This is a genomic window from Halomonas sp. DP8Y7-3 (genome assembly GCF_019801675.1).
In the GTDB taxonomy this organism is placed as follows: Bacteria; Pseudomonadota; Gammaproteobacteria; order Pseudomonadales; family Halomonadaceae; genus Halomonas; species Halomonas litopenaei_A.
In genome coordinates, this window is sequence record NZ_JAHVIO010000018.1 from 92,636 (window position 1) to 116,859 (window position 24,224).

A 24,224-nucleotide genomic window follows, 5' to 3' on the forward strand; every position below is an offset into this window, starting at 1 on the left:
GGGAACTACGAGTCCTGACGCGGAGGCGCGCCAATGTCCAGCACTGCGTCGTAGCCGTCGGCTTCGCTCTGCTCGGGAAGCGTAAAGTTGACCTGCCCTTCTTCTACCAGGAAGGCGTTCAGTTCAGCGATATCGTCAGCGTCGAGCACGCCGGCCTGGCGATGCAGGCTCAGCAGGTCGACCACGTAGTTGTATCGAGCATCGGCGTAGTCGGCGATGGCGTTATACAGGCTCTGTTCGGCATTGAGCACGTCAACAATGTTACGTGTGCCGACCTCATAGCCCGCACGAGTGGCGTCCAGAGCGCTCTGGTTGGAGACGATGGCCTGCTTGCGCGCCGCCACGGTGGACACGTCATTGCTGACCTGGGTGTACAGCGAGCGAATCTGCAGCACGGTCTCGCGGCGCTGGGACTCGAAGTCGTACTGACTCGACTCCAGCTGGTAGGTCGTCTGGCGCACGGAGGCACTGGTGCGTCCGCCGGTGTAAAGCGGCATGCTCGCACTCACGCCCACCTGGCTGTTCGAGTTGTAGTCCTCGTAGCCGTCCCGCTCATCATCGCTGTAGGCGTAGTTGGCAAAGGCCTCGAAGACCGGTAGATCCGCCGCGCGAGCCACATCGATCTGCTCGCGAGCCACATCGACACCGGCCTGCTGCGCCAGCAGTTCGGGATTGCGCTCAATCGCCAGCTCGATCCAGGCATCGCGGCTGGCCGGCTCAGGCAGCGCAATGGGCAGGTCGTCCTGGAGCATCTCGATGCTGTCGTAACGCTTGCCGGTCAGTCGCTCGAGGGCCTCGAAGGCGACCTGCAGGTTGCTTTCAGCGGTAATGCGGTCCGCCCGAGACTGGTCGAAGCTGGCACGAGCTTCTTCCACATCAGTGATGGCGATCAGGCCCACATCGAACTGCTCCTGGGCTTGCTCGAGCTGACGCCCGATAGCACGCTCCTGGGCACGGCGTGCTTCCAGAATTTCATACGCACGGAGAATGTCGAAATACGCCGAGGATGTGTCGATCAGCACCTGCTGCTCGGTCGCGGCCAGGCTGAAGGTCTGCTGCTCGAGCTGCGCCTTGGCCACGTCGACCTCACGGCTGTTCAGCGCGTCGTACAGCTTCTGAGTGGCCTGCAAGTTGATTCCGTAGCTGATGTAGTCATCATCCATACCGGTGCCGCTGAAACCGGACTGGGATTGCGTCTCGAAGATGTGGTTATAGGCCGCTTCACCTGAAGCGGATACCTGCGGATTGAGGTCCGCCTGCTCGACGTTGATGCCCTCTTCCACGCCACTGGTTGCAGCGCGTGCCGATGCCAGCTCGGAATTGTTTTCCAGGGCGTCGCGGGTAATGGTCAGCAGGTCAGCACCCTGGGCCTGTCCCACCATCAAGGCAGCTACAACGGCACACAGCAGGTGGCGGCGCACGCGTACCGGCGTACTCCGGGAATCAGAAACTGGATGGGAAGGCGTCATTAAAAGCATCCTCGGTATGTTGCTTGGCGTTGTCCACAAGTCCCATCACACCGGCCCGGAGGGCTCCTTCCAGGCAATCAGGACCGGTACAGCAGCGGGGCGCGTCATTGACACAGCGTGGTCGACTCCCGCGCCATCCGCGAGATTCGATCTTGCATCGGGTCAACGATCTTTCACTTGCAGCATACGCCAATAGTAGCAATCGATATACATACATTGTCGCATGTTTGATGGACTATTCTACCGCCCTTCGTGCAAGGATGGTGAAAATTTCGCAATTTCGCACGCACCCTCTAGCTCGACTAGAATGATGCAATGCAGCATTTGCATCCTCGCCGTCAGACCACCCGTCAGGAGCTGCCATGGATCATCTGAGCCTGGTCACACATCGCGAACTGGAGATCGCCGTGCGCGTTTTCCACCCCGAAGCACCGAAAACGGTAGTGGCCTGGCATGGGCTGGCGCGCCATGGTGGCGACTTCGCAGCCCTGGCAAGAGAGCTGGGTCCAGAATGGCGCGTTCTTGCTCCTGACACCCCCGGGCGAGGGCTCTCCAGCTGGTCCATGTATCCGGCCAATGACTATGTATACGCCCATTACATGACAGTCGCGTTAGCTGTACTCGACCACTTTTCGTTGGACAGCGTCCCCTGGATTGGTACCTCCATGGGAGGCCTGCTCGGCATGTTGCTGGCGGCAGATCCTGCCAGCGCATCCCGCATCGAACGCCTGGTGCTTAACGATGTCGGCCCCGAGCTCGACCCCTCGGGGCTGACCGAGCTTGCCAGCTACTTTACGGTCCCCCATCGATTCACGCGGCTGGGGCAGCTTGAAGCAGAGCTACGTCGCCACTACGCCGGCTTTGGCATCGACACCGAGGACGGTTGGCGCCAGCTGACACTGGAGAGCGCTCGGCGCCTGCCGGACGGCAGCTGGACCTATCACTACGACCCCCGGATAGGCGAGCAATTTGTCCATGACACGCCGCGGGATACCTGGTCCGACTGGAGGGCCATACGTTGCCCTTTGATGGTCATTCGTGGCGAAGATTCCACGCTGATCAGCGAAGACATTGTCCAGCGCATGGGCGAAGCACAGCCAACACTCGAGACATTGAGCGTACCTGGCTGTGGACACGCTCCCATGCTCGATCGCCCCCAGCAAGTCGACCCCATCAAGGCCTTTCTGGAATCCACCACCAGCGCCCAGCAGGAGGCCGTGGACGCCAACGCCTTGCCATGGTGGAAGCGCTGGCTGGGTATCGGGCACTGACACACCCCGGCTACACTGGGCAGCTCTTGACGGGTCTAGCCTGCCCGGTGGGCAGGCAGTCGCAGGCCCTCATGCACTGTTGCTCCAGGGAGACGTTATGTACAAGCTCGCCTTTTTCGTACCACACGACCATGCGGAGGCGGTCAAGGAAGCGGTCTTCGCCACCGGTGCTGGCCGTATCGGCGACTATGAAGCCTGCTGCTTTCAGACCGCCGGGGAAGGTCAGTTCAGGCCCTTGAACGGCGCGGATCCGCATATCGGCCGAGTCGGTGAGCTCGAGCGAGTACAGGAGTTCAAGGTCGAAATGGTGTGTGCAGATGAGTTGATTGAAGCGGCAGTGTCGGCACTGAAACTGGCACACCCTTATGAAGAAGTGGCCTATGACGTCTGGCGCCTGGCCGAACTGTGACGTCTTGCGCCTGGCCGAGCGGCGACCTCCTGCTCCAGCTCGGCTCAAGCTTCGGCTCACGCTCGGCTCACGCTCAGATCGGCCTCGCCATCACAGGCCCACGGCGAGCAGCATTGAATGGGCCCTGCTCAGGCACTGCCGAAGAAGGCGGAGCGCTGCTCTGGGGTGATGTCACTGACGTGCAACGGGAAGTGATCAGTGCCCCGGTCTTCGAAAAAGTGCCGCAAGGTGCGCTCGATGGTGGGAAAGGCAAGCTCATCCCAGGGTATCTCGTGTTCTTCAAAGAGTTGCACGTCCAGGCTCTCCGGCCCCGCCGCATAGCTGCCGTTCAGCTCCGCCAGAAAGATCATGAAGACCTGGTCGATGTGGGGCAGATTGATCATGGTGTACAGCCCCGCCAGCGCCACATCGGCGCAGGCTTCCTCGCGGGTCTCCCGCCGGGCCGCATCCGGTGTCGTCTCTCCGTTCTCCATAAAACCTGCCGGCAGCGTCCAGTACCCTTCTCGGGGAGCTATGGCCCGCCGACACAGCAATACGCGAGAGCCGCACACCGGCAAGGTCCCCGCCACGATCCTGGGATTCTGGTAGTGAATCGTGCCGCAGGCATGGCACAGGAAACGCGGGCGGTCATCCCCCTCAGGGATGGCAAAGCTGACCGGCTCACCACAGTGGCTGCAAAAATTCATGGGCTGCAATCGTTCTTGTCGTTCCCTGGCAGGGAGTGGGAGACAGGCTTGACGCCGCTACGTAGGGCTGGGTACAACGAACGAAACCCAGCGGACACCCCATGTTAGAGAAACTACGCAAACGCCTGCAAGCGCATTCCCCGCGGCAGCTAAAGGTCAAGCTGCCAGAGGCAGCGGTGCTGATCCCAGTGATCGACCGACCAGAGCCGGGCCTGTTGTTCACGCGTCGCGCCAGCCATCTGTCGACCCACAGCGGCCAAGTGGCCTTCCCTGGCGGCAAGCGCGAGGATCAAGATGACCACCTGCTGGCCACGGCCTTGCGTGAGTCGGAAGAAGAAATCGGCCTGCAGGCCCATCACGTCGAGGTGATCGGTCAGCTGTCCGATGTGCTTTCCCTGCACGGGCTCAAGGTCACGCCCTTTGTCGGCATCATACCGCCGGGGCTCCCGCTGGCGCCGGATCAGGGCGAGCTGGACGCCATCTTCGAGGTGCCGCTGGCTCACTTCCTTGACGATCATCGCACCCATACCGATGTCATCCCGGTCGACGGCAATAACCTCTACGTGCCCAGCTACCTGATCCCTGCCGACCAAGGCGAGGACTACGTGATCTGGGGGCTATCGGCGATGATGCTGGTGGAGCTTCTGGCGGAGGGATTCGGCCAGGAAATGAGCCTCTCGCGCCGCCCTGAGGGTACACTGCGCCACCTGCCTCCGCGACGGGCCCCACATGCCTGACGCAGACAGCCACCACTGGCTCGCAAGGGCACATGACATCACCTGGCAAGAGACGACTTCGGCACCATGAGCTATCCAGACGCTTGCCCTCTACCCCCTGGCCGCCTCGACGAGTTGATCGAGGCGCTGGTGGAGCAAGGCTTTTATATCGGCAAGGAACTGCTGGATCCTGCGCTTTGCCAGGCCCTGCACAGCGAAATCGAGGACCGCGCTCGTCTAGAGGCCCTGACCAGGGCAGGTATAGGACGCGGCAACGAGCACGAAACCCGCGATGACATTCGCGGAGATGCCATCCATTGGCTCGACCGGGAAACCCTGGCCCAGCGTCGCTACCTGGACACCATGGGGGAATTGCAGCAGGCCCTCAATGCCAGCCTGTTTCTCGGCCTCTTCGAGTATGAAGCGCACCTGGCACGCTACCCCAGCGGCGCCTTCTATCGTCGCCACCTCGACAGCTTTCGCGGCCGCGCCAACCGTGTGGTCTCCACGGTCGGCTACCTCAATCCGGACTGGCCTGAGGACGGCGGCGGTGAGATGGTGATCTACGCAAGCGATGACCAGGATCGGGAAGTGGCGCGTGTGGCGCCACAGGCTGGGACCCTGGTGTGCTTCCTGTCAGAGCAAGTACCCCATGAAGTGTTGCCAACGCGACACCCCCGGGCCAGCATCGCGGGCTGGTTCCGACGCAACGCCTCACTCGGGGGCATGATCGACCCCGCGCGCTGAGTCAGCCGCCCTGTGTGACCTGCGCTTGCCAGACAAGCCATATCGCTATCGAGTGTGCCCATGTCCACCACTACCGACACCCGGCTGCGTGAGCTCGAGCAAACCATCGCGCGGCTGGAAGAAGAAAAACGTCACTATCAGTGGCTGGCGGAAAGCACCACCGATCTAATCTCGCGGCACGACCAGGACGGCGTCTTTCTCTATGCGTCCCAGGCCTCGCAGTCGCTGCTCGGCTTTGCGCCGGAAGAGCTGGTGGGCATCTGCGCCTATGACATGTTTCACCCCGACGACCTGGCCGCCCTGCTGAGCAAGTCACCCAGCATTTACTACCACGAAGGCTTCTACGAGCAGACCTACCGTTTCCGCACCCGTGAAGGCCACTACATCTGGTTCGAGACCACGAGCCGAACTCGCCGAGACCCCGCCACCGGCGACTTGATCGACATACTCTGCGTATCCCGCGATGTCAGCCGGCGGGTCGAGGAAGAAGCGAGACGTCAACGCCTGGCACGGGTGGTCGAATCGACCACGGACTACGTGCTGTTCTGTGATGAAGACGAGACGCTGGTCTACTCGAACCAGGCGGCTCGCGAGCTGCTGGGCCTTGCCAAGGACAGCCCCTCGCTGGCCATTCGCCAGCTGCTGACCACCCAGGCCACCCAGACCTGGTGCCAGCAGGTACTGCCAGCCATTCACCAGCATGGACGCTGGAGCGGAGAGTTGGCCCTGGCCAGCCCTGGCGGTGACATTCCGGTGCTCAGTGTGGTCCAGCAACACCGTGAACAGGCAGGCCATGCCCAGCTATCCCTGGTCAATCGAGACCTCAGCCTGCGTCTGGAAGCAGAAGCGCAAGCGCGGCGCCACCAGGAACAGATTACTCATGCCAATCGGCTGGCCTCCCTCGGCGAGTTGGCCACCACGATTGCCCACGAGTGCAACCAGCCATTGGCGACCCTCAGCAACTATGCCAGTGGCGCGCTGATGCAGCTTGAACGCAATCCCCAACAGCCTGCCAGTGAGCTCACCGTTCCACTCACCCGAATCAGCCATCAGATTCAGCGGCTATCGGACCGTCTCAAGCATATTCGCCGGTTTGTTCGCCGTGGCAGCCTGCACCTTGCCCCCCAGGACCTCTCCGCCATCATCTCTGCGGCGGTCGACCTGTGGGAGCCACAGTGCCGCCACGAAGGGGTTCAGCTCATCTGGTGCATGACGCCTCCTGGCCTGTACGTTACTGCCGACGCCGAGGGGCTGGAGCAGGTACTGGTAAACCTAATTCGTAACGCGCTAGACGCCTGCCGCGACACGGTGGCCACTACCTCGCCTCCCCGTATCCTCGTCGATGCCTATCCCACCGGCGCAGATACGGTATGCATCGACATTTTGGATGACGGGCCAGGCGTCCCTGAAGATCAGCGTCCACAGCTCTTCACGCCTTTTGTCAGTAGTCGCCCGGAGGGCCTTGGCATGGGGCTATCGATCAGTCTGTCATTGCTGGAGGCCATGGGCGGAGGGCTGACGCTTGAGGACACTGGTCGTGACGGCGCAACGTACCGAGCTCCAGTGCCAGAGAATTCTCAGCGCTTCCAGGTGTCTTCCCCCTTTACCGGTGCACGCTTTCGCATCAGCCTCGCGCGCGTCTAGGCACCAGCACCAGCGCGATGAACAGTCCCCGGCAGGGCCCCAATCGGATAGGATAACGACGTTGCTTGTTTTCTGTTATCGGCGGTCAGCATGTGCTCACCACATGTCCAGGCTCGCCAGACCACCTCGGTAACTGCCATGTCCCATGATGTTCCGCCTGCCACCGTCGCCATCGTCGATGATGACGAAGATCTGAGGGAGTCGCTGGCCTGGCTGCTGCAGTCGGTAGGACTCGGCGCTAGAGGCTACTCCAGCGGTGATGACTTTCTTGCCTCGACCCATTCGCATCAGGTGCTATTGCTGGATGTGCGCATGCCCGGACTCAGTGGGCTTCAGGTCCAGCAGCGGCTAGCCCAGCGCGACCAGCACCTGCCGTTGATCATGATGACGGGACACGGTGATGTCCCCATGGCGGTGGCAGCCTTGAAGGCAGGCGCCTTCGATTTCATCGAAAAGCCCTTCAACCAGCAGCAGCTGATCGACACGATTCAACAGGCGCTGGATCTCCATCACTGCCAGATGAACCACTGGTCGCGACAGCAGGAGCTGAAGCGTCGCTACGACACGCTGAGAGCCAATGAGCAAGCCATCCTGCGGGAGGTGGCGCGGGGTCTGACCAGCCGTGAAATCGCTGAACAGCTATCCCTCAGCGCCAAGACCATTGAGGTTTACCGTCAGCGCATCATGAAGACGCTGGGTGCCGCCAATCTGGCTGAACTGATTCGAATGGCCGTTGCGCTGGAGCTGGTCGATGCGCTTCCGGCCACTCACTAACATCGCGCACTCGCCTGGCAAGTATCGCCACCTCGCACACCTTCTCGCCTCAGGCCGAATCACGCCATCGATCCGGGCCGGCGCTTCGCTCCTGATGCCAGGAAGGCCCCTGAGGTGAACCCCGCAACCGGGCCAGGCGCTGAGAGAGCGGCTCCAGCCCCAGCGCCTGTCGGCGTCGGTCCACGTCGGCAGGGTTCTCGATCTCACCAGGGACCGGCCAGCCATCCTCACCAATCTCGAACTGGGTGCCGTAACGCTGTGGCTGTCCCATCAGCACGCGCATACGATCCTCCAGGTAGGCCAGCTGCCACCCGGGAGCCTGACCGTCGCCAACGGCCTGCTTCAGGGCAACACAGCAGCGCTGCATGAAGTCGACGTCAAACACCGCATGCATGGCGATATGCCACGCCGCCTCGCAACCATCCTCACCTGCGGCATCGCGGCCCGGCCAGCCCTGACGATCGATGATCCCCGACAGCCGCTCGGCATTGTCCTGATACAACGCCCGAACCCGCGGGTGATAATCCATCGAGGGAAGTTCCCCGGAAGCGCTGAGTTCCTCCAGCAACGTCCGGTCCTGTTGCAGCAGCGTGATCATCTGCTGGGCCAACACTCCTTTGCGTATCGTCATCCCGAGCACCTCGTATCCGCTGATCTGCCACGCTTAATCACAGACTCCTAGGGTTAATGGTCTGCATCAATAGTCGATTCTCCGACCGCTCCGTAGGAAAACATCGACAAAGCAGGCTTGTTTCGGCAAAGAAAAGACTGGCGTCACCGAGCGCAGCGTGGGGTCAACCCGCATGCTAGAGTCCATGGGAACACCCTGGCATCCCTCCTCCGAGGCATCCCAGGCCTAGCAGACGACGCTGTCAGTGCTGCCACTTATGAGGACATGCTGATGAATGAGACCGACCTCCATCACCTGCGCCGTTGCATCGAGTTGGCACAGCAGGCCCTGGACAAGGGCGACGAACCCTTTGGTTCGCTGCTGGTCGATGGCCACGGCACGATACGCTTTGAGGACCACAATCATGTCGCGGCGGGTGACGCGACTCAGCATCCAGAGTTCGCCATCGCCCGTTGGGCCGCCACCCACCTGTCAGCAGAGGAGCGCAGGGCAGCCACGGTATACACATCGGGAGAACACTGCCCGATGTGCGCCGCCGCCCACGGTTGGGTCGGCCTTGGCAGGATTGTCTACGCCAGCTCGTCTGAACAACTGGGTCAATGGCTGGCGCAGTGGGAGGTCGCCCCGGCACCGGTGGCACCGCTACCGATTGGATCCATTGTTCCGGGCCTTCAGGTCGACGGGCCAGTCGCAGCGTTCGGCGATACGATTCGCGAACTGCATCGCCGGTACCACCAGGAGAAGCGCCTCAGAGGGTGACAGGACGCTGGCTTGCTTCCAGGTGGTCGCCGACCCTGAGCACGGCACCGACACCGTCTTCGATGATGGCATTCTGACCGAAGTAGGCGCCTTTCCAGCCAGGCTGTGTGTCCATTTCGACCAGCGTCTTGAGCGGCTCCTTGGGGGAAGGCGCAGCGCCACTGCGCTGATCAAGGGTAATGATCTTGCAACGCTTGCAGGGCTTGCGTAGCCCCAGTCGATAGCCTGGGCCCGCCAGGCTGCTCCAGTCACGCTCAGCAAAGGCGTCAGCGCCCGACACCACCAGGTTGGGACGGAAGCGCTCCATCGGGACGGGGTCTTCTCCCTTGGCCAGCAGTCGCTCGTTGAGCGCCGCCAGAGACGCCTCGCACGCAATCAGCAGTGGATAGCCGTCGGCAAAGCCAGTATGAACCACGCCCTGTTCCTGGGGGGACAGGTAATCAGTTTCGACCAGCCTTCTGGCGGAATCGGGGAGTCGCACCAGGCGCAAGGATCCTTGAGGAGCGCCCAGCGCAGCGGCGAGCCACTGTGACGCCTCAGGGCCCTCATCCTCCGCCTGGCAGTCACTTGCCCAGACCCTCACATCCAGCATGGCCCCACTGGTATCCGCCAATGGCACCACCAAGGGCGGCATATCCGCATGACGCAGTTGTAGCGCTGTTTCGGTCAGGACGACACCGATGGTCGCCAGCGCTGGTAGCTCGCGCTGGGTGACGAATTTGCCCGTGGGATTGACCAGCATCCAGCGACGATCATGGGCCAGGCCGCGCTCGGTAAGTTCCGCATGGGACAGGGTGATTCCCTGCAGGGACTTCACCGGATAGCAGGCGAGAGAGGACAGCTTCATCAACGTTCCTTGTCAGTGGTGGGTGCGCTCGACGTGGCGGTGAGCGGTAGCCATGCGATCTTACCCGACAATGCCGACACGCTGTCGTAACAGACTGTCGTGACGATCTATCACAGCGAGCTGTCGTGACACGCTTTCGTGACACCCTATCGTGTCGCCCTATCGTGACACGCTTTCGTGTCGCCCTATCGTGTCACCCCAGCATGACAGCGCCCACAGGATCCATGACGCCGATGTGGTAGGTGTCAGTTAAGCTGGCTGAGCTCAGCCAATGGCCAGTTCTACCGCCCTTTTCGCGTGGATCGCCGTGGTGTCGTACAGCGCCACCGCGGTATCCTGCTGATTGACCAGCAGCGCAATCTCGGTGCACCCCAGAATCACGGCCTGGGCCCCATCAGCGACAAGCTCCTCCATGATGGCCAGCATCTCATCGCGAGACGTTGGCACGATCTGGCCATGGCACAGTTCATCGTAAATGATGCGATGCACTTGCTCGCGCTGGGGCTTGTCAGGGACCCTGACGTCAATTCCGAAGGCCTCGAGCCGATCCTTGTAGAATCCCTGCTCCATGGTGAAACGCGTACCCAGTAGCCCAACACGCTTGATCCCGTCCATGACCAGTGCATCCGCAGTGGCGTCGGCGATGTGGAGCAAGGGAATATCCACGGCCTTCTCGATCTGACGTGCTACCTTGTGCATGGTGTTGGTGCACAATACGAGCATGTCGGCGCCGGCTTCCTGCACCTGCCAGGCAGCGCCTGCCAGCAAGGCGGCAGCGTCTTCCCAGCGCCCCTGCCGCTGGAATGCCTCGACTTCGGCAAAATCGACGCTGACCAGGACGATCTTGGCCGAGTGGTGTCCCCCAAGGGTCTCGTTGACACCACGATTTAGGTACTGGTAGTAGCTCACCGTGGATTCCCAGCTCATTCCACCCAACAAACCGATGGTCTTCATGCCCGCCCTCCCGGAATCATCCCTGACGTCAGTATCGTCTAACCCACAGCATACAGGGACCCGCTGAGAGGAACAGTATCCATCAGCTCAACCCTTGGCTGCTCCTGAGTGGGCTGCGCGATCATGAACAACCGCTTTCTCCAGGCCCAGCACCTGGCCATGGGGAGTCGGGCAGCCTCGCACCTGCTGATACCCCTGTCGCTGATACCATGACACGGCGCGACTCCCCGACAGCACACGCAGGCGAAGGCATTGAGCACCTGACAAGCGCGCCATGTCTTCCCACAGTGCGAGCAACTGCGTACCGATTCCCTTGCCGCGTTCATCCGGCACCACATGCAGCTCCCGCAGCACGACAACATCAGCACTCTGCTCCCATGCCAGCAACCCCACTCGCCCACGGTCACAGACCGCCCAGCGCCAGCACCTCTCGGGGAAACGCTGGTGAAACCGTTCACTGTCCCAGGTCAGCCCGTGGCGAAGGTAGTCATCTGCCATCTGATGACGCACTAGCGTTTCTGCCGCGTCTGCCTCTGCGCATCCCTCGAGCGTCACCCTATCGCCGTCCATGCCCCATGCCCCTTCCCATACCTTTCCTACAACAACACGGCCCTGGTAAACACCAGGGCCGTGTTGTCGAGGCTATGACAAACCCGCGCCGTCAGAAGTTGGGTTTGCGTTTCTCGACGAAGGCGCTCATGCCTTCACGCTGCTCGTCGGATGCGAAGCACAGCGCGAACAGGCTGGTCTCCAGCGCCAACGCACTGTCCAGATCCTGATCCAAGCCATCGTGGATGACCTGCTTGGCACTGCGCACGGCTCCCGGACCATTGCCAGCGAGCTGCTTGGTCAAGGTCTGGGCATAGTCTTCCAGCTCCGCCTGGGACATCACCTGATTGACCAGCCCGATACGCAGCGCCTCGGCGGCATCAATCTTGCGTCCGGTGGTGCACAGGTCCAGCGCCATGGCCGGCCCCACCCGGCGCGGCAGGCGCTGTGAGCCGCCGAAGCCAGGAATCACGCCCAACAGAACCTCCGGCTGACCAAACACGGCGTTGTCGCTGGCCACCGCCCAGTCACAGGCCAAAGCCAGCTCGCAGCCGCCTCCGAGGCAAAAGCCGTTGACCAGGGCCACCACGGGCACTGGCAGCGTCTCAAGTCGCTTGACGGTCTTCAACGCCTGGGCCGCGAAGTCGCGCGCCTGCTGAGGTGACATCTCACGCATCTCGGTGATGTCGGCCCCTGCCACGAACGACTTTTCGCCAGCGCCGGTCATCAACACCGCACGCAGCCCTTCGCGGCCTTCCAGCTGGTCCAGTACGTCTTCCAACGCCTGGATGACGCCACTGTTGAGAGCGTTCAGCGCCTTGGGGCGGTTGATGGTCAGACGAACAACGCCGCCTGTATCGGTCATCTCGACCAGTTGCTCACTCATGCAGGGACTCCTGTACGTAAAGGGACAGACACCGCTGTGAAGGCTTCAGCCGCCCTCCGCCACTCGCCCGGGACGGGTGACGGCCAGACGCCTCGAACAAGCATGGGATCTAGCGCGTGCTTCACAACGCTGTGCTCGAAACCGTGATAGTTAGGCCTGGCTCTCAAGACCGGGCTTTCAAGACCGGGGGTTCAAGACCAGGCGTTCGCATCACCCTAGCGAACGCTTGGTAGGCTCACAAGCCATTCTTTTGGCGCATATACGCCGCATCAACCACTGTAGTCGTGGAATCCTCGCCCGCTCTTGCGGCCCAGATAACCTGCATCGACCATTCGCTTCAGCAAGGGGCAAGGACGGTACTTCGGATCCCCGAAGCCTTCCGCCAGCACATTCATGATCGCCAGGCAGACATCCAGGCCGATAAGGTCGGCCAAGGCCAAGGGCCCCATGGGGTGGGCAGCGCCGAGCTGCATGGACGTATCGATATCGTTTACGCTGGCGACGCCTTCCTGCACCAGGAACGCTGCCTCGTTGATCATCGGCACCAGCAGTCGGTTCACCGCAAAGCCCGGCGAGTCTGAAATCGCCACAGACGTCTTGCCCATGGCCTCCGCCAGCGCCTCGACACGAGCCACCGTGGCGTCACTGGTCTGTTCAGCGCGAATGATCTCGACCAGCTTGAGCACCGGCACCGGATTAAAGAAGTGCATACCCACCACCCGTTCGGGACGTTGGCACACGCCGGCCAGTCGAGTGAGCGACAGCGAGGAGGTATTCGAGGCCAGAATGGCCTGGTGATTGAGCGCGTCCAGCTCCTTGAACAACCGTTCCTTGAGCTCTGCGGCTTCAGGGGCGGCTTCAATAATCACCTGCCGATCTGCCAGTGCATCAAGCGACGTGGACGTCGCCAGGCGGGCACTGGCAGCCTGCTGATCCTGCTCGCTGAGGCGACCTTTCTCCACCAGCCTGCCAAGTCCCTTGGCGATTCCTGTCTGCGCGCGCTCAAGGGCTTCCTCAGCGACATCACACAGCGTGACCTGGAAACCACTCTGAATCAGCACCTGGGCTATCCCCTGCCCCATGGTACCGCCTCCTACGACTCCGATCAGAGTCTCGCTCATGGCATCGTCCCTCTAGGTTTCATTCAATGGTTAATCGGTGATACATCTGCGACATATCTGTGTGAGTGCACGACCACGCTGGATCATATAGCAACGCCGCCGGAGATGACCGGCGGCGTCATGCAACGTTCCTCGGCAGGTAACTTACCCTGGGCGAGTAGCGTCAGCTTTCCTTGGCTTGCTGACGCAGCATGAATTTCTGGATCTTGCCTGTGGAAGTCTTCGGCAGCTCGGCAAACACGATGCGCTTGGGCACCTTGAACCGCGCCAAGCGCTCGCGACAGTGTTCGATGATGTCCTGTTCGGTCACCTCAGAATGAGCCGCCTTGAGCTTGATAAATGCACAGGGACTCTCCCCCCACTTTTCGTCGGGCTGCGCCACCACGGCGGCTTCCTCGACGCCAGGATGCGCATACAGCACATCCTCGAGCTCAATCGTCGAGATATTCTCGCCCCCGGAAATAATGATGTCCTTGGAGCGGTCCTTGATCTCGATATAGCCATCGGCATGCCAGACCGCCAGGTCGCCGGTGTGGTACCAGCCGCCGTCCAGCGCCTCTCGGGTGGCGGCCTCATTCTTGAGATACCCCTTCATGACATTGTTGCCGCGCATCATGATCTCGCCAATGCTCTCCCCATCCTTCGGCACAGGCTCCAGCGTCACCGGATCGGCCACACAGAGTGCTTCCAGCATGTGACCACGCACACCCTGTCGGGCCTTGAGGCGGGCGCGCTCCTGCAGCGGCAACGCATCCCAGGCTTCGCGCCAGGCACACACGGTGACCGGACCGTAGACCTCGGTCAGACCATAGACATGGGTCACGTCGATTCCCATCGCTTCAACGCCCGCGATCACCGCCGCTGGCGGTGCCGCTCCGGCCGTCGTCGCCTTGACCGGATGATCGATGGATCGACGGTCTGCCGCCTCAAGGTTTACCAGGCCGTTAAGTACGATCGGCGCCCCGCTGAAGTGGCTGACCTTCTCGTCTGCGATCAACTCCATGATGCGCTTGGGGTCGACCTTGCGAAGGCATACGTTGACCCCGGCGTTGGCGGCGATGGTCCAGGGAAAACACCAGCCATTGCAGTGGAACATGGGCAACGTCCACAGGTAGACGGGATGGTGTGGCATGGCCCATTCAAGAATATTGCTGACCGCATTCAAGTAGGCGCCTCGGTGATGGTAGACCACCCCCTTGGGCTTGCCGGTCGTACCCGAGGTGTAGTTCAGCGAGATCGCGTCCCACTCGTCCTCTGGCAGCCGATAGGGATACTCAGGGTCACCTTCCGCCAACAGCGCTTCATACTCAAGCTGCCCCAGACGCTCGGCGTTCCCCTCGAACTCAGGGTCCAGCACATCAATGATCAAAGGGGGATGCTCGAGGCCTTTCACCGCCTCGCCCACCACCTCGACGAACTCGGGGTCTACCAGGATGGCCTTGGTCTCCGCATGCTCCAGCATGTAGGCGATGGCCGCCGCATCCAGGCGAATGTTCAAGGTATTCAGCACGCAGCCTGCCAGGGGCACGCCGAAGTGGGCCTCGAACATGGCCGGCACGTTGGGCAACATCACCGATACGGTATCCCCCTTGCCAAGCCCGCGCTGCTCCAGCGCCGAGGCCAGGCGACGGCAACGCTGCCAGGTGGTGGCCCAGTCGCGGCGCACCTGTCCGTGCACGATGGCAGGCAGATCGGGATAGACGCTGGCCGTACGTTCGATGAAGGTCAACGGAGAGATCGCCACATGGTTGGCTGTGTTGCGTGGCATCCCCTGGTCATAAAGACTACTCATTAGTAACTCCTTATTTTATGGCGCATGTTGACCCAGTGACGGCCTGCGTCTTCCGTTGGCGAAGGATAAATGGCAAGTGGAATGGGCCTGAAACAAAGATAGCCGCCGAGAAGGCTCGGCGGCCACGAGATCACGCGAGTGACAGTGACAGCCAGTCCTGGTAACCGGCTTCGATCACAGACCGTTGCGCGCGCCCTTCGGGCAGCCAGTGACGAATCGCAAAGTCGGCACAGACCAGCTTGCGACGATAGAACTCGTCATCCTGCCCGGCGTCCAGAGCGGCTCGTGCGACCAGAGCCGCACGCCCCATCTGCCATGCACACAGAACGTGTCCTGCCAATGACAACAAGGGAGTGGCGTAGGCTTGCACCGCATCCGGTCCGCTGTGTTCGTCGCTGCCCTCTTCCAGCACCCTGGCAAGGCAGGCCCGGAGATCCTGGGTCGCCGCCGCCAGCTCATGGCCCAGCTTTTCGAGTGACGGGTGAGACCCCAGCGCCTGGGCGGTGCCATCGACGTCATCCAGCAGGCTCGACATCGCCGCGCCACCATCACGTTGCAGCTTGCGCCCGGCAAAATCCAGGGCCTGAATACCATTGGTACCTTCGTAGATAGGCGCGATGCGCACATCTCGCAGCAGCTGGGCAGCACCGGTTTCCTCGATAAAGCCCATCCCGCCATGCACCTGCACCCCCATGGAGGCAATCTCCACGGCCTGATCGGTGGAAAAGCCCTTGACCACAGGAATCAGCACATCCACACGGGCCTGGGCGGCCTGTCTGACGCTGGCATCATCGTGATGCCGTGCAACATCCAGCTGCTGCGCACAGAGCAACGCCAGGGCGCGCAAGGCGTCCGTCCGGGTCCGCATCGACAGCAGCATGCGGCGCACATCAAGGTGTTGGGCAATATCACAGGCCTCGCCACCTCGGGCTGGCGGTGTTCTTCCCTGGGAGCGCTCGTTGGCGTAGGCCACGGCATGCTGGCAGGCACGCTCTGCCACACCGATGCCCTGAATCCCTACCTTGTGACGTGCCTCGTTCATCATGGTGAACATATGATTCAGGCCGCGTCCGGGTTCACCGACCAGATAGCCGATGGCCCCGTCCTTTTCACCAAAGCTAAGGGTGCAGGTGGGGCTGCCATGAATCCCCATCTTGTGCTCTATGGACGCGCACACGACGTCATTGCGCTCGCCCAGACTACCGTCTTGATTAACCAGAAACTTGGGTACCAGAAACAGCGAGATGCCCTTGTTGCCTTCGGGCGCATCAGGGGTGCGTGCCAACACTAGGTGGATAATATTGTCGGCTGCATCGTGCTCCCCCCAGGTAATGAAGATCTTCTGACCGAACACGCGGAAATGATCGCCCTCTGGCACCGCTCGGGTGCGTACGCGTGACAGGTCAGAGCCTGCCTGGGGCTCGGTCAGGTTCATGGTGCCTGTCCAGCTACCCTCGACCAGACGCTCCAGGTAGCGTTCGCGCAGTGCTTCATCGCCATGGTGCGCCAGTGCTTCGATCGCACCGGCTGTCAGCATAGGGCACAGGCCCAGCGCCATGTTGGCGCCATGCAACATTTCCTGGACAGCACTGGCCACCACCTCCGGTAACCCTTGTCCGCCCAGCGACTCGGATACACCAATGCCATTCCAGCCGCCTTCCGCGTAGGCCTGGTAAGCCTCAGCAAACCCATCCGGCAGCGTCACCCCGCCGTCGTCGCGTCGTTGGCAGCCCTGGCGATCCCCTGTGGCATTCAGGGGCCCCCAGACATCGGTGGCTAGCTTTCCGGCTTCTTCCAGCACGGCATCTATCAGATCAGGACTGACCTCGCCGAAGACCGGCAGGTCCAGGGATTTGTGCTCAAGCAACTCACTCAGCACAAAGGCCATGTCTTTCAAAGGAGCGGCGTAGGGATACATGGGGGCACCTCATGAAAACGATACCCGCGATAGTAGATTCCCTAGTCGACGCAAACTATTGGGCCAAGGTCGAAAAACCGTAAAACGGTGATCTTCGACAAGGTCCATGCTCAGACCGGCAAGGTGCACGCACTGAGATGGGGCCAGCAACTGCCCAGGGCCAGGCCCCGTGGCGACGCCCTGTCAGTGCTCGGCAGACATCCTGCCGTACACAGAGGTGACGAGGCATGCCCCCAGGAATAAGGGATAAGGGAGAGTAGAAAAGCGAGAAGCGATGAAGGCGGTGATCAGAACGGAGGCTGCGGCAAAGGGGGTCAGAGAAAAAAAGTGGCCAGAAAAGACAGCGCCGCCGCCCGAAGGGGCGACGGCGGCATCAGGTCGCGGGTCTCTGTTACGCCCTGACCGGCCGTGACAGGCCAAGACATCAGAGCGACGACCCTACCGGACCCGTGGATCAGGGTGTCTGGCGAATGACATCGGTACCCTCGGGAATATCGAACTGGTAGCGCCCGTCATCGATCTGGCCATTCTGCTCGGCGTTGTCAAAGGCAATCGCCGTGCGTTGGCCGGTGCTGTCGGTCATTTCCAGTGCCGCCAACTCCTCGCTGTAGAAGGTCAGGCGCAGGCTTTCAAACAAGGTGTCGGCTGCCTTGGGTTCCAGCGTGAAGGTCTCCGAGGTGCCTTGCTGGGAGCTCGACACGTTATAGCTGTCGGTCAGCTCGCTGGCACTTCCCGACAACAGCAAGGCAGGCGTGTGCGTAACGCGTTCGTCCAGGGCCTGGATAGTAGCTTGCTGCAGGTCCGGGTCGAACAAGGTGACTTCGCTGCCGTCCGATACCACCACCTGCTCATATGGCGCCTCTACCTCCCAGCGGAACTTGCCGGGACGTGACAGCCACATGTGACCCTCCGTACGCTGCAGTCGCTGACCGCTGCCGTCCAGGATCTGCTGTTCAAAATCGGCAGAGTAGGTGTTCAGCGGCTCCAGCATGCGCGTCAGTCGCTCGGCACCATCCGCCAGCGCAGTAGCAGGCACCGCAAGTGCCAGTGCCAGCGTGGCCAGGCCGGAAGTCAGGGTAAGGCGTGCAGGCATAGCGTCTCTCCGTCGATATGGTCGATTTCCCTGTCGTGCCGAAGATGCTCCGGCATGAACGGGCATGTCCCTTTGAGCCCAGTATGCCTGGCAAGTTGCCATGGGTCTCAAACGCAACCGTCTGTTGCATGGTCGTTTCATGGTAGCGCCGCATGCGTCGCCAAAAAGCGACGCATGCGACGATCGGGGGCTAGCCTCCTGCGGGAGGCGGTGCCAGCACTTCACGTCCGCCGTTGGTGCCCATGGAGGACACGACACCGGCCATTTCCATGGCTTCCACCAGACGCGCGGCCCGGTTGTAGCCGATCTTGAAACGCCGCTGCACGGCGGAGATAGATGCGCGCCGCGACTCGGTAACAAAAGCCACCGCCTCGTCATACAGCGCATCCTGTTCGGCATCGCTGTCGTCACCGGAGCCCTCAGCTTCCAGCCCGGTCAAGGCATCGGCGGAGACACCTCCCGACAGGATCTCGTCAATGTACTCAGGCTCGCCACGGCGCTTCCAGTCCTCGACCACTCGGTGAACTTCGTCATCATCGACGAAGGCCCCGTGAACGCGAGTGGGCTGGCCCGAGCCGGCCGGCAGATAGAGCATATCGCCGTGACCGAGCAGGTTTTCAGCGCCGCCCTGGTCGAGAATGGTGCGCGAATCCACTCGCGACGACACCTGGAAGGCCATGCGCGTGGGAATGTTGGCCTTGATCAGGCCGGTCACCACGTCCACGGACGGGCGCTGGGTCGCCAGCACCAGATGGATACCCGCGGCGCGCGCTTTCTGGGCCAGCCGAGCAATCAGTTCCTCGACCTTCTTGCCGACAATCATGAACATGTCGGCAAACTCGTCGATCACCACCACGATGTACGGCAGCTTTTCCAGCACCGGAGGGGTCTGATGCATTTCCCACGGCTGAGGCTCCCACAACGGATCCGCCACCTGGGCGCCGGCACGCTCGGCCTCATCCAGCTTGCTGTTGAAGCCGGCGATATTCCGCACCCCCATGGCCGCCATCAGCTTGTAGCGGCGTTCCATCTCGGCCACACACCAGCGCAGCGCGTTGGCGGCTTCCTTCATGTCGGTGACGACAGGCGCCAGCAGATGCGGGATTCCGTCGTAGACCGACAGCTCAAGCATCTTGGGATCGACCATGATCAGGCGTAATTCGTCAGGGGTCGCCTTGAGCAGCATCGAGATCAACATGGCATTGACCCCGACGGACTTGCCCGAACCGGTCGTACCGGCCACCAGCACGTGAGGCATCTTGCCCAGGTTGGCGACCACCGCCGCTCCCCCGATGTCCTGGCCCAATGCCATGGTCAGAGCGGAGGCCTCGTCCTGATAGCGATCCGAATCGATCACCTCGCGCAGGCGAATCATGGCCCGGTTGGGATTGGGAATCTCGATCCCCACGGTGGGACGCCCTGGAATCACCTCCACCACGCGGACGCTCTTGACCATCAGCGAACGCGCCAGATCCTTGGCCAGATTGCTGATCTTGGACACCTTCACTCCCGCTGCGGGCTTGATCTCGAAGCGGGTGATGACCGGACCCGGCCAGGTGTCGACCACCTCGGCCTTCACGCCATATTCGCGCAGGCGCATTTCCAGCAGCTCCGCCATGTCGGCAAGCTGCTCTTCGGTGTAGTTGGGCTGGTGCGGCTCCGGCGGCGTCAACAGTCGCAGACCCGGCAAGTCACCATCGGGTTCGGGCAGATCATCGAAGCCGGAACGCTGGTTCTGCAGGTGCTCCACGGTCCACAGCGTCGGGCCGCCCTGATCGGCCGCTTCCCTCCCCTGCTCCGCTGTCGCCACATGGGGAGTGACCGGCGCATCGCTATCCTGGTGGTGGACATGCCCGCGGTCCTCGGCCGATGGCTCAGCTGAAGAGGCGTCGCCCCTTGGCGGAGCCTCTGCCGCCGTCACAGACGACTGCTGCCGACTGTCCATGGTGGGCTGCGACACGCTGTCATGGTGAGCGCTCACCACCCGCCGAGGGACCTCGTGCGTGGATGACAGCAGTCCAGCGCTGGACGCCAGGGCGCCACCAGCCAGCGCGCCGCCGTCGTCTGGCAACACCGGCTCGGGGATATCCTCCGCCCGCCTTTCTTCGCGCTGAGGCGCTTCAGGGGTAGCAGCAGCGGGAGCTGCAGCGCCAGCTGTGGAGGAACCAGCTGTGGCGGAACCAGCTGTGGAGGGCCCAGTTGTAGAGGGAGCAGTTGTGGAGGATGCAGCTTCGCTGGGCGGCTGCGGGGCGTTCGTCCTGTGCTGTCCCTGATTCGTACTGTGCTGTCCCTGAATAGCAGCGCCCCGAATAGCAGAGCCCTGAGGTGGCGCTTCGTCCTCGGCGTGAGCCGGCGACGGAGGCTGCGATGTCGTCGCACCGGCGTCAGCGGCATCTTCGGCTGCACGCTGGCCCGCGTGATCTTGAGGCGCCGGAGAGGCTGATACGCCGCTCTGCGCGGTGTCAGCGTCAAGCCTGCGCTCCTGGGCCTCGGCACTGGTGCTTTCTGGGGCCACGCTGCGCGTCTCATGGGGCATCGAGGCCGCCGGCTCAGGGGCAGCAGCCCCGGCGGCGGGCTCATCGCGCTCAGCGCGCAGGGCAAACGTTGGCTCCGCGGGCTGGCGGGTGTCACGCCTGACGTCAGCGGAGTGTCGTGTTGGCGAGCCCGCAACCGTATCGTCACTCGGGCCTGTCCCGAGACTCGCGCCCAAGGTGGGCTCCCGGCGCTCGCGGGCTGAGGTTGGTGCACTGCCAAAAGACGGCTCACGGCGAGCGGCTGTCCCAGCCTCCCTTTCGTGTTCCCGAGAGGGGCTGACAGAATCTCTAGCAGCGGGGGCACGCCCATGACGCTCATCAGCATCCAGGGCAGGCGCTGGCTCCTCCCTGCTTGCCCTCAGCCCAATGGAGGGCTCAGTGGCCGCGCGGCTATGGCCGGCTGTCGCCAGTCGTTCGGTATAGGCAGCCCCCGGCTGTTTGGCTGACGGCGTGGATTCCGCCACCTCCCATGGAATATCGGTGCCGTCCTCGGTGTCCCACTGCGGGCGCTCGGAGGCGACATCGCGACGACGGCCCAGCAAGCGCTGCCACCAGGCAGGCTTGTTTGCGGCGCCGTCTTGCTCGTCTTCGTCCTGAATGTCGCGCTGGGTGTGGTCCTCGACCGTTGACTCCACACGATCCGCCTCAGCATCCGAAAGAGCCGGATCCTGGGCCTGCTTGCGCGCGGAGACAGCCTCGTCGGAGGCATCCTTGCCGCCCGCGAAACGCGCCTTGATCCAATGCCCCAACAGCAGGCAACGATGACCGGCCTCGTCCATCACGTTCAGCCAGGACAAGCCGGTGAACAATGGCATCCCGCCCAGAATCCCGACGACCGCCAGCAGCCCTGTGCCGCCATACCCGACTAGCGGGCGCAGCGCACCGACCAGCCCCACGCCAAGTATGCCGCCAGTGGAATACGGCAACACACTTTCCGGGTGGTTGAAATACAGCGCGCCGAGAGTCGTCGATCCCAGCAGCAGCAGCACCAGGCCGCCACAGCGAACGGCTAGCGCAGTGGCATCCCACTCAAACTCGACCCGCCGGGAGCGAATCAGATACCACGCCGCGAACGCCAGCATTCCCGGCCACCACAGGGCACTGACCCCAAACAGCGAGTACAGCACGTCGGCTAGCCAGGCGCCGATCGGCCCCATCCAGTTGGCGACGTCGGTTTCAGGACCGCTGCTCGACCAGCCAGGATCTGCAGGTTCAAAGCTGAACAGTGCCAGCAACAGGAACACACAGGCGGCCAGCAGCACGATGATGACACCTTCCCTGGCAGAGCCGTGCAGACGCAGGCCAACTTTCTTGGCGGTCTCCTTGGCAGCTGCCGCCGTCGCTCGAGACGACACAGACTTCTTGTTGGCACTCAAATGGCCTTCCCCTTGCGCCATGGCGGCGTCTTCCATCCTACTGACTGGCCCTCATGATACCGAGCCAGCCGGTGAGCGAATAGGCCCCAGACGGCTTGAGCGTGCCGCCATCTGGGGGCACACTCGCCTGTTGATCAAAAACCCTGTTGAAGGGAGCCCCATGCTACCCTGGCTATCCCCCTACCCGGTCGCCTTTCCCAGCGTCGAGACGGCCCTTGACGACCCCGACGGCTTGTTGGCTGCAGGGGGCGACCTGACCCCCGAATGGTTGATTGCCGCCTATCGTCGCGGCATCTTTCCTTGGTACAGCGATGACCAGCCCATCCTGTGGTGGAGTCCGAATCCTCGCATGGTACTGCGTCCCGACGAACTGCGCGTGCGTCGGAGTCTGGCCAAACGCGTCCGCAATGCAGGTTTTACGGTCACCGCCAATCGCGCCTTCACATCGGTGGTTGCCGCCTGCGCTGCTCCCCGAGGTGGCGACCAGGATGGCACCTGGATCATCGACGAGATGCGCAGCGCCTATGACCAACTCCACCGCATGGGTGTGGCTCATTCGGTAGAAGTATGGCGTGACACCACTCTGGTAGGCGGGCTGTATGGTGTAGCACTTGGTCCTGTGTTCTTTGGCGAATCCATGTTCAGTCGCGAGGCTGACGCGTCCAAGATCGCCCTGGTCCACCTGGCACATGCGATGCAGCGGGGAGCCGGCAAGCTTATCGACTGCCAGATGCAGACCCCGCATCTGGCCAGCCTGGGCGCTAGAGGTATCGCCCGATCCGAGTTCATCGGCTATCTTGAGAAGTGGCTGGATGGCCTGGACACAGACGCTCTGGTCACGCCTGCGTGGTCTTTTGCTGACGTGGCTTGCGTCGACAACGTCTGACTCGGCGCTTGCCATCGCAGTGGGTGCATCGCCACGCCCCCTGCTGTGGGAATCATTGAGTTGAGATGATTGAGTTGAGGTCATTGCAGCTCAGACCACGGCAGTTCAGACCACAGCAGTTGAGACCATGGCAGTTGAGACCATTGCAGCGGGTCATGCCTTTGCCTGACGACCGACGAGACGCCATCCGACAGGGAGACGGCCGCCTTGAGCAGCAACACACCGCGGCAACCGGTCCGCGACCTGAGGTTTTTCCTCACGGTGCCACACGCTTGCAGCTACCTGCCAGAAAAAGAGGCGACCACGCTGTTCCTTGATCCCAAGGAATCGCCGGGGCCGAGTGTATATGATGCGCTGACGCTGCTCGGCTTTCGGCGCAGCGGGCTTCACCTGTACCGCCCCCACTGCGAAGGCTGCCATGCCTGTGTCTCGGTGCGAATTCCTGTCGCGGAATTTCGCCCAAACAGGAGCCAGAAACGCTTGATGCGGCGCAATGCCGATCTGACCGTCGATGTGGTACCTGCCCGCTTCGACTCTTCCCACTATGATCTCTATGCGCGCTATATCTGCACTCGCCACCACGATGGCGACATGTTCCCCCCAAGCCATGAACAGTACCGCACCTTTCTGAGTCTCGACCAGCCTTATGCCCGACTGCTGGAGATGCGACTCGACGACAGGCTGGTGGCGGTCTCCGCCTTCGATGAACTCGGCCACGGCCTGTCAGCCATCTACACCTTCTTCGACCCCGAGCAGAGCCTCGAGAGGCGATCCCTTGGCACCCAGGCGGTGCTCACCCTGATCCAGATGGCGTCGGCGAAAGGGCTTGACCACGTATACCTGGGTTACTGGATCGAGGCGTGTCGCAAGATGAGCTACAAGAGCAACTTCACTCCCCTCGAAAGGCTGGACGGACGCCTGTGGCGCCGGCTGGTACCTACCGAACACAGCTGAACGCCTGGCGCTGTACCGCCCTGAGTCGCGCCAGGGTCGCCACTGCTCACTCGATCCAGACAGCCTATGCCGCCAGCAACGACGGCATGCCAGTGACAGGGTAAACGCCAAAGGCGTCAGACCTCAGCCTAGACATCTGCCGTTTTTTCAGGCAACTCACTTTGCCATCTGCCCCAGCATCCGGCAGAATATCGCGCTATCCTGACCA

At 62.1% G+C, this 24,224-nt stretch carries 21 protein-coding genes; 9 read left to right on the forward strand and 12 right to left on the reverse strand.

Going from position 1 to position 24,224, the window contains the following annotated elements; translation table 11 throughout:
• Positions 1-5 precede the first annotated feature (5 nt).
• Positions 6-1,469, reverse strand: a complete 1,464-nt coding sequence (locus tag KUV86_RS17085; RefSeq protein WP_206944337.1) for a TolC family outer membrane protein — start codon at positions 1,467-1,469, stop codon at positions 6-8.
• Positions 1,470-1,831: 362 nt separating this feature from the next.
• Here KUV86_RS17085 and KUV86_RS17090 point away from each other — a divergent pair, with 362 nt between their 5' ends.
• Complete coding sequence (locus tag KUV86_RS17090) at positions 1,832-2,740, forward strand: alpha/beta fold hydrolase (protein ID WP_222485874.1); 909 nt, start codon at positions 1,832-1,834, stop codon at positions 2,738-2,740.
• A gap of 97 nt (positions 2,741-2,837) precedes the next feature.
• On the forward strand, positions 2,838-3,149 hold the full coding sequence (locus KUV86_RS17095; protein ID WP_206944339.1) for a YqfO family protein: 312 nt from the start codon (positions 2,838-2,840) through the stop codon (positions 3,147-3,149).
• 128 nt (positions 3,150-3,277) lie between these two features.
• Here KUV86_RS17095 and KUV86_RS17100 read toward each other — a convergent pair whose 3' ends face one another.
• The gene (locus KUV86_RS17100; protein ID WP_206944340.1) at positions 3,278-3,835 is read right to left on the reverse strand and encodes an NUDIX hydrolase; all 558 of its coding nucleotides are present in this window, start codon (positions 3,833-3,835) and stop codon (positions 3,278-3,280) included.
• Between the two features lie 101 nt (positions 3,836-3,936).
• On the opposite strand from KUV86_RS17100, the gene KUV86_RS17105 reads away from it, so the two are divergent.
• The 4 genes from KUV86_RS17105 (at position 3,937) to KUV86_RS17120 (ending at position 7,716) form a co-directional block, all read left to right on the forward strand.
• Positions 3,937-4,572, forward strand: coding sequence for a CoA pyrophosphatase (locus KUV86_RS17105; protein ID WP_222164219.1), 636 nt, complete (start codon positions 3,937-3,939; stop codon positions 4,570-4,572).
• 66 nt (positions 4,573-4,638) lie between these two features.
• Positions 4,639-5,298, forward strand: a complete 660-nt coding sequence (locus KUV86_RS17110; protein WP_206944342.1) for a 2OG-Fe(II) oxygenase — start codon at positions 4,639-4,641, stop codon at positions 5,296-5,298.
• A gap of 60 nt (positions 5,299-5,358) precedes the next feature.
• Complete coding sequence (locus KUV86_RS17115; protein ID WP_222485877.1) at positions 5,359-6,942, forward strand: PAS domain S-box protein; 1,584 nt, start codon at positions 5,359-5,361, stop codon at positions 6,940-6,942.
• A 138-nt stretch (positions 6,943-7,080) separates the two neighbouring features.
• The gene (locus tag KUV86_RS17120; protein ID WP_206944345.1) at positions 7,081-7,716 is read left to right on the forward strand and encodes a response regulator transcription factor; all 636 of its coding nucleotides are present in this window, start codon (positions 7,081-7,083) and stop codon (positions 7,714-7,716) included.
• A 49-nt stretch (positions 7,717-7,765) separates the two neighbouring features.
• Here the strand turns inward: KUV86_RS17120 and KUV86_RS17125 are convergent, their stop codons facing one another.
• Entirely contained in the window at positions 7,766-8,347 is a 582-nt protein-coding gene (locus tag KUV86_RS17125; RefSeq protein ID WP_222164222.1) for a DUF6624 domain-containing protein, read from the reverse strand.
• A gap of 270 nt (positions 8,348-8,617) precedes the next feature.
• Here KUV86_RS17125 and KUV86_RS17130 point away from each other — a divergent pair, with 270 nt between their 5' ends.
• Positions 8,618-9,106, forward strand: coding sequence for a nucleoside deaminase (locus KUV86_RS17130; RefSeq protein ID WP_315901000.1), 489 nt, complete (start codon positions 8,618-8,620; stop codon positions 9,104-9,106).
• Here the strand turns inward: KUV86_RS17130 and KUV86_RS17135 are convergent.
• The 9 genes from KUV86_RS17135 to KUV86_RS17175 all read right to left on the reverse strand — a co-directional run bounded on the left by KUV86_RS17135 (position 9,096) and on the right by KUV86_RS17175 (position 22,197).
• Positions 9,096-9,953, reverse strand: coding sequence for an MOSC domain-containing protein (locus tag KUV86_RS17135; protein ID WP_222485879.1), 858 nt, complete (start codon positions 9,951-9,953; stop codon positions 9,096-9,098). The genes KUV86_RS17130 and KUV86_RS17135 overlap by 11 nt on opposite strands.
• A 264-nt stretch (positions 9,954-10,217) precedes the next feature.
• On the reverse strand, positions 10,218-10,907 hold the full coding sequence (locus KUV86_RS17140; RefSeq protein ID WP_222485881.1) for an aspartate/glutamate racemase family protein: 690 nt from the start codon (positions 10,905-10,907) through the stop codon (positions 10,218-10,220).
• A gap of 87 nt (positions 10,908-10,994) precedes the next feature.
• On the reverse strand, positions 10,995-11,477 hold the full coding sequence (locus tag KUV86_RS17145) for a GNAT family N-acetyltransferase (protein ID WP_222485883.1): 483 nt from the start codon (positions 11,475-11,477) through the stop codon (positions 10,995-10,997).
• Between the two features lie 91 nt (positions 11,478-11,568).
• Positions 11,569-12,342 carry an enoyl-CoA hydratase-related protein gene (locus KUV86_RS17150; RefSeq protein ID WP_222164226.1) on the reverse strand — a complete coding sequence of 258 codons (774 nt, stop codon included), beginning with the start codon at positions 12,340-12,342 and terminating at the stop codon, positions 11,569-11,571.
• Positions 12,343-12,611: 269 nt separating this feature from the next.
• The gene (locus tag KUV86_RS17155; protein WP_206944354.1) at positions 12,612-13,463 is read right to left on the reverse strand and encodes a 3-hydroxybutyryl-CoA dehydrogenase; all 852 of its coding nucleotides are present in this window, start codon (positions 13,461-13,463) and stop codon (positions 12,612-12,614) included.
• A gap of 163 nt (positions 13,464-13,626) precedes the next feature.
• Entirely contained in the window at positions 13,627-15,255 is a 1,629-nt protein-coding gene (locus tag KUV86_RS17160) for an acyl-CoA synthetase (protein WP_222485885.1), read from the reverse strand.
• A 130-nt stretch (positions 15,256-15,385) separates the two neighbouring features.
• The gene (locus tag KUV86_RS17165) at positions 15,386-17,173 is read right to left on the reverse strand and encodes an acyl-CoA dehydrogenase (protein WP_222483662.1); all 1,788 of its coding nucleotides are present in this window, start codon (positions 17,171-17,173) and stop codon (positions 15,386-15,388) included.
• A gap of 454 nt (positions 17,174-17,627) precedes the next feature.
• Entirely contained in the window at positions 17,628-18,266 is a 639-nt protein-coding gene (lolA, locus tag KUV86_RS17170; RefSeq protein WP_206944357.1) for an outer membrane lipoprotein chaperone LolA, read from the reverse strand.
• Positions 18,267-18,456: 190 nt separating this feature from the next.
• Complete coding sequence (locus tag KUV86_RS17175) at positions 18,457-22,197, reverse strand: DNA translocase FtsK (RefSeq protein WP_261397699.1); 3,741 nt, start codon at positions 22,195-22,197, stop codon at positions 18,457-18,459.
• A gap of 139 nt (positions 22,198-22,336) precedes the next feature.
• On the opposite strand from KUV86_RS17175, the gene aat reads away from it, so the two are divergent.
• Positions 22,337-23,062 carry a leucyl/phenylalanyl-tRNA--protein transferase gene (aat, locus tag KUV86_RS17180; protein WP_222239297.1) on the forward strand — a complete coding sequence of 242 codons (726 nt, stop codon included), beginning with the start codon at positions 22,337-22,339 and terminating at the stop codon, positions 23,060-23,062.
• Positions 23,063-23,269: 207 nt separating this feature from the next.
• Positions 23,270-24,016, forward strand: coding sequence for an arginyltransferase (locus KUV86_RS17185; protein ID WP_222485887.1), 747 nt, complete (start codon positions 23,270-23,272; stop codon positions 24,014-24,016).
• Positions 24,017-24,224: the final 208 nt, after the last annotated feature.

Bases quoted from the DNA above. Each gene is read 5' to 3' on its own strand.
- KUV86_RS17085 (WP_206944337.1), bottom strand. From the start codon at position 1,469: ATGACGCCTTCCCATCCAGTTTCTGATTCCCGGAGTACGCCGGTACGC.
- KUV86_RS17090 (WP_222485874.1), top strand. From the start codon at position 1,832: ATGGATCATCTGAGCCTGGTCACACATCGCGAACTGGAGATCGCCGTG.
- KUV86_RS17095 (WP_206944339.1), top strand. From the start codon at position 2,838: ATGTACAAGCTCGCCTTTTTCGTACCACACGACCATGCGGAGGCGGTC.
- KUV86_RS17100 (WP_206944340.1), bottom strand. From the start codon at position 3,835: ATGAATTTTTGCAGCCACTGTGGTGAGCCGGTCAGCTTTGCCATCCCT.
- KUV86_RS17105 (WP_222164219.1), top strand. From the start codon at position 3,937: ATGTTAGAGAAACTACGCAAACGCCTGCAAGCGCATTCCCCGCGGCAG.
- KUV86_RS17110 (WP_206944342.1), top strand. From the start codon at position 4,639: ATGAGCTATCCAGACGCTTGCCCTCTACCCCCTGGCCGCCTCGACGAG.
- KUV86_RS17115 (WP_222485877.1), top strand. From the start codon at position 5,359: ATGTCCACCACTACCGACACCCGGCTGCGTGAGCTCGAGCAAACCATC.
- KUV86_RS17120 (WP_206944345.1), top strand. From the start codon at position 7,081: ATGTCCCATGATGTTCCGCCTGCCACCGTCGCCATCGTCGATGATGAC.
- KUV86_RS17125 (WP_222164222.1), bottom strand. From the start codon at position 8,347: ATGACGATACGCAAAGGAGTGTTGGCCCAGCAGATGATCACGCTGCTG.
- KUV86_RS17130 (WP_315901000.1), top strand. From the start codon at position 8,618: ATGAATGAGACCGACCTCCATCACCTGCGCCGTTGCATCGAGTTGGCA.
- KUV86_RS17135 (WP_222485879.1), bottom strand. From the start codon at position 9,953: ATGAAGCTGTCCTCTCTCGCCTGCTATCCGGTGAAGTCCCTGCAGGGA.
- KUV86_RS17140 (WP_222485881.1), bottom strand. From the start codon at position 10,907: ATGAAGACCATCGGTTTGTTGGGTGGAATGAGCTGGGAATCCACGGTG.
- KUV86_RS17145 (WP_222485883.1), bottom strand. From the start codon at position 11,477: ATGGACGGCGATAGGGTGACGCTCGAGGGATGCGCAGAGGCAGACGCG.
- KUV86_RS17150 (WP_222164226.1), bottom strand. From the start codon at position 12,342: ATGAGTGAGCAACTGGTCGAGATGACCGATACAGGCGGCGTTGTTCGT.
- KUV86_RS17155 (WP_206944354.1), bottom strand. From the start codon at position 13,463: ATGAGCGAGACTCTGATCGGAGTCGTAGGAGGCGGTACCATGGGGCAG.
- KUV86_RS17160 (WP_222485885.1), bottom strand. From the start codon at position 15,255: ATGAGTAGTCTTTATGACCAGGGGATGCCACGCAACACAGCCAACCAT.
- KUV86_RS17165 (WP_222483662.1), bottom strand. From the start codon at position 17,173: ATGTATCCCTACGCCGCTCCTTTGAAAGACATGGCCTTTGTGCTGAGT.
- lolA (WP_206944357.1), bottom strand. From the start codon at position 18,266: ATGCCTGCACGCCTTACCCTGACTTCCGGCCTGGCCACGCTGGCACTG.
- KUV86_RS17175 (WP_261397699.1), bottom strand. From the start codon at position 22,197: ATGGCGCAAGGGGAAGGCCATTTGAGTGCCAACAAGAAGTCTGTGTCG.
- aat (WP_222239297.1), top strand. From the start codon at position 22,337: ATGCTACCCTGGCTATCCCCCTACCCGGTCGCCTTTCCCAGCGTCGAG.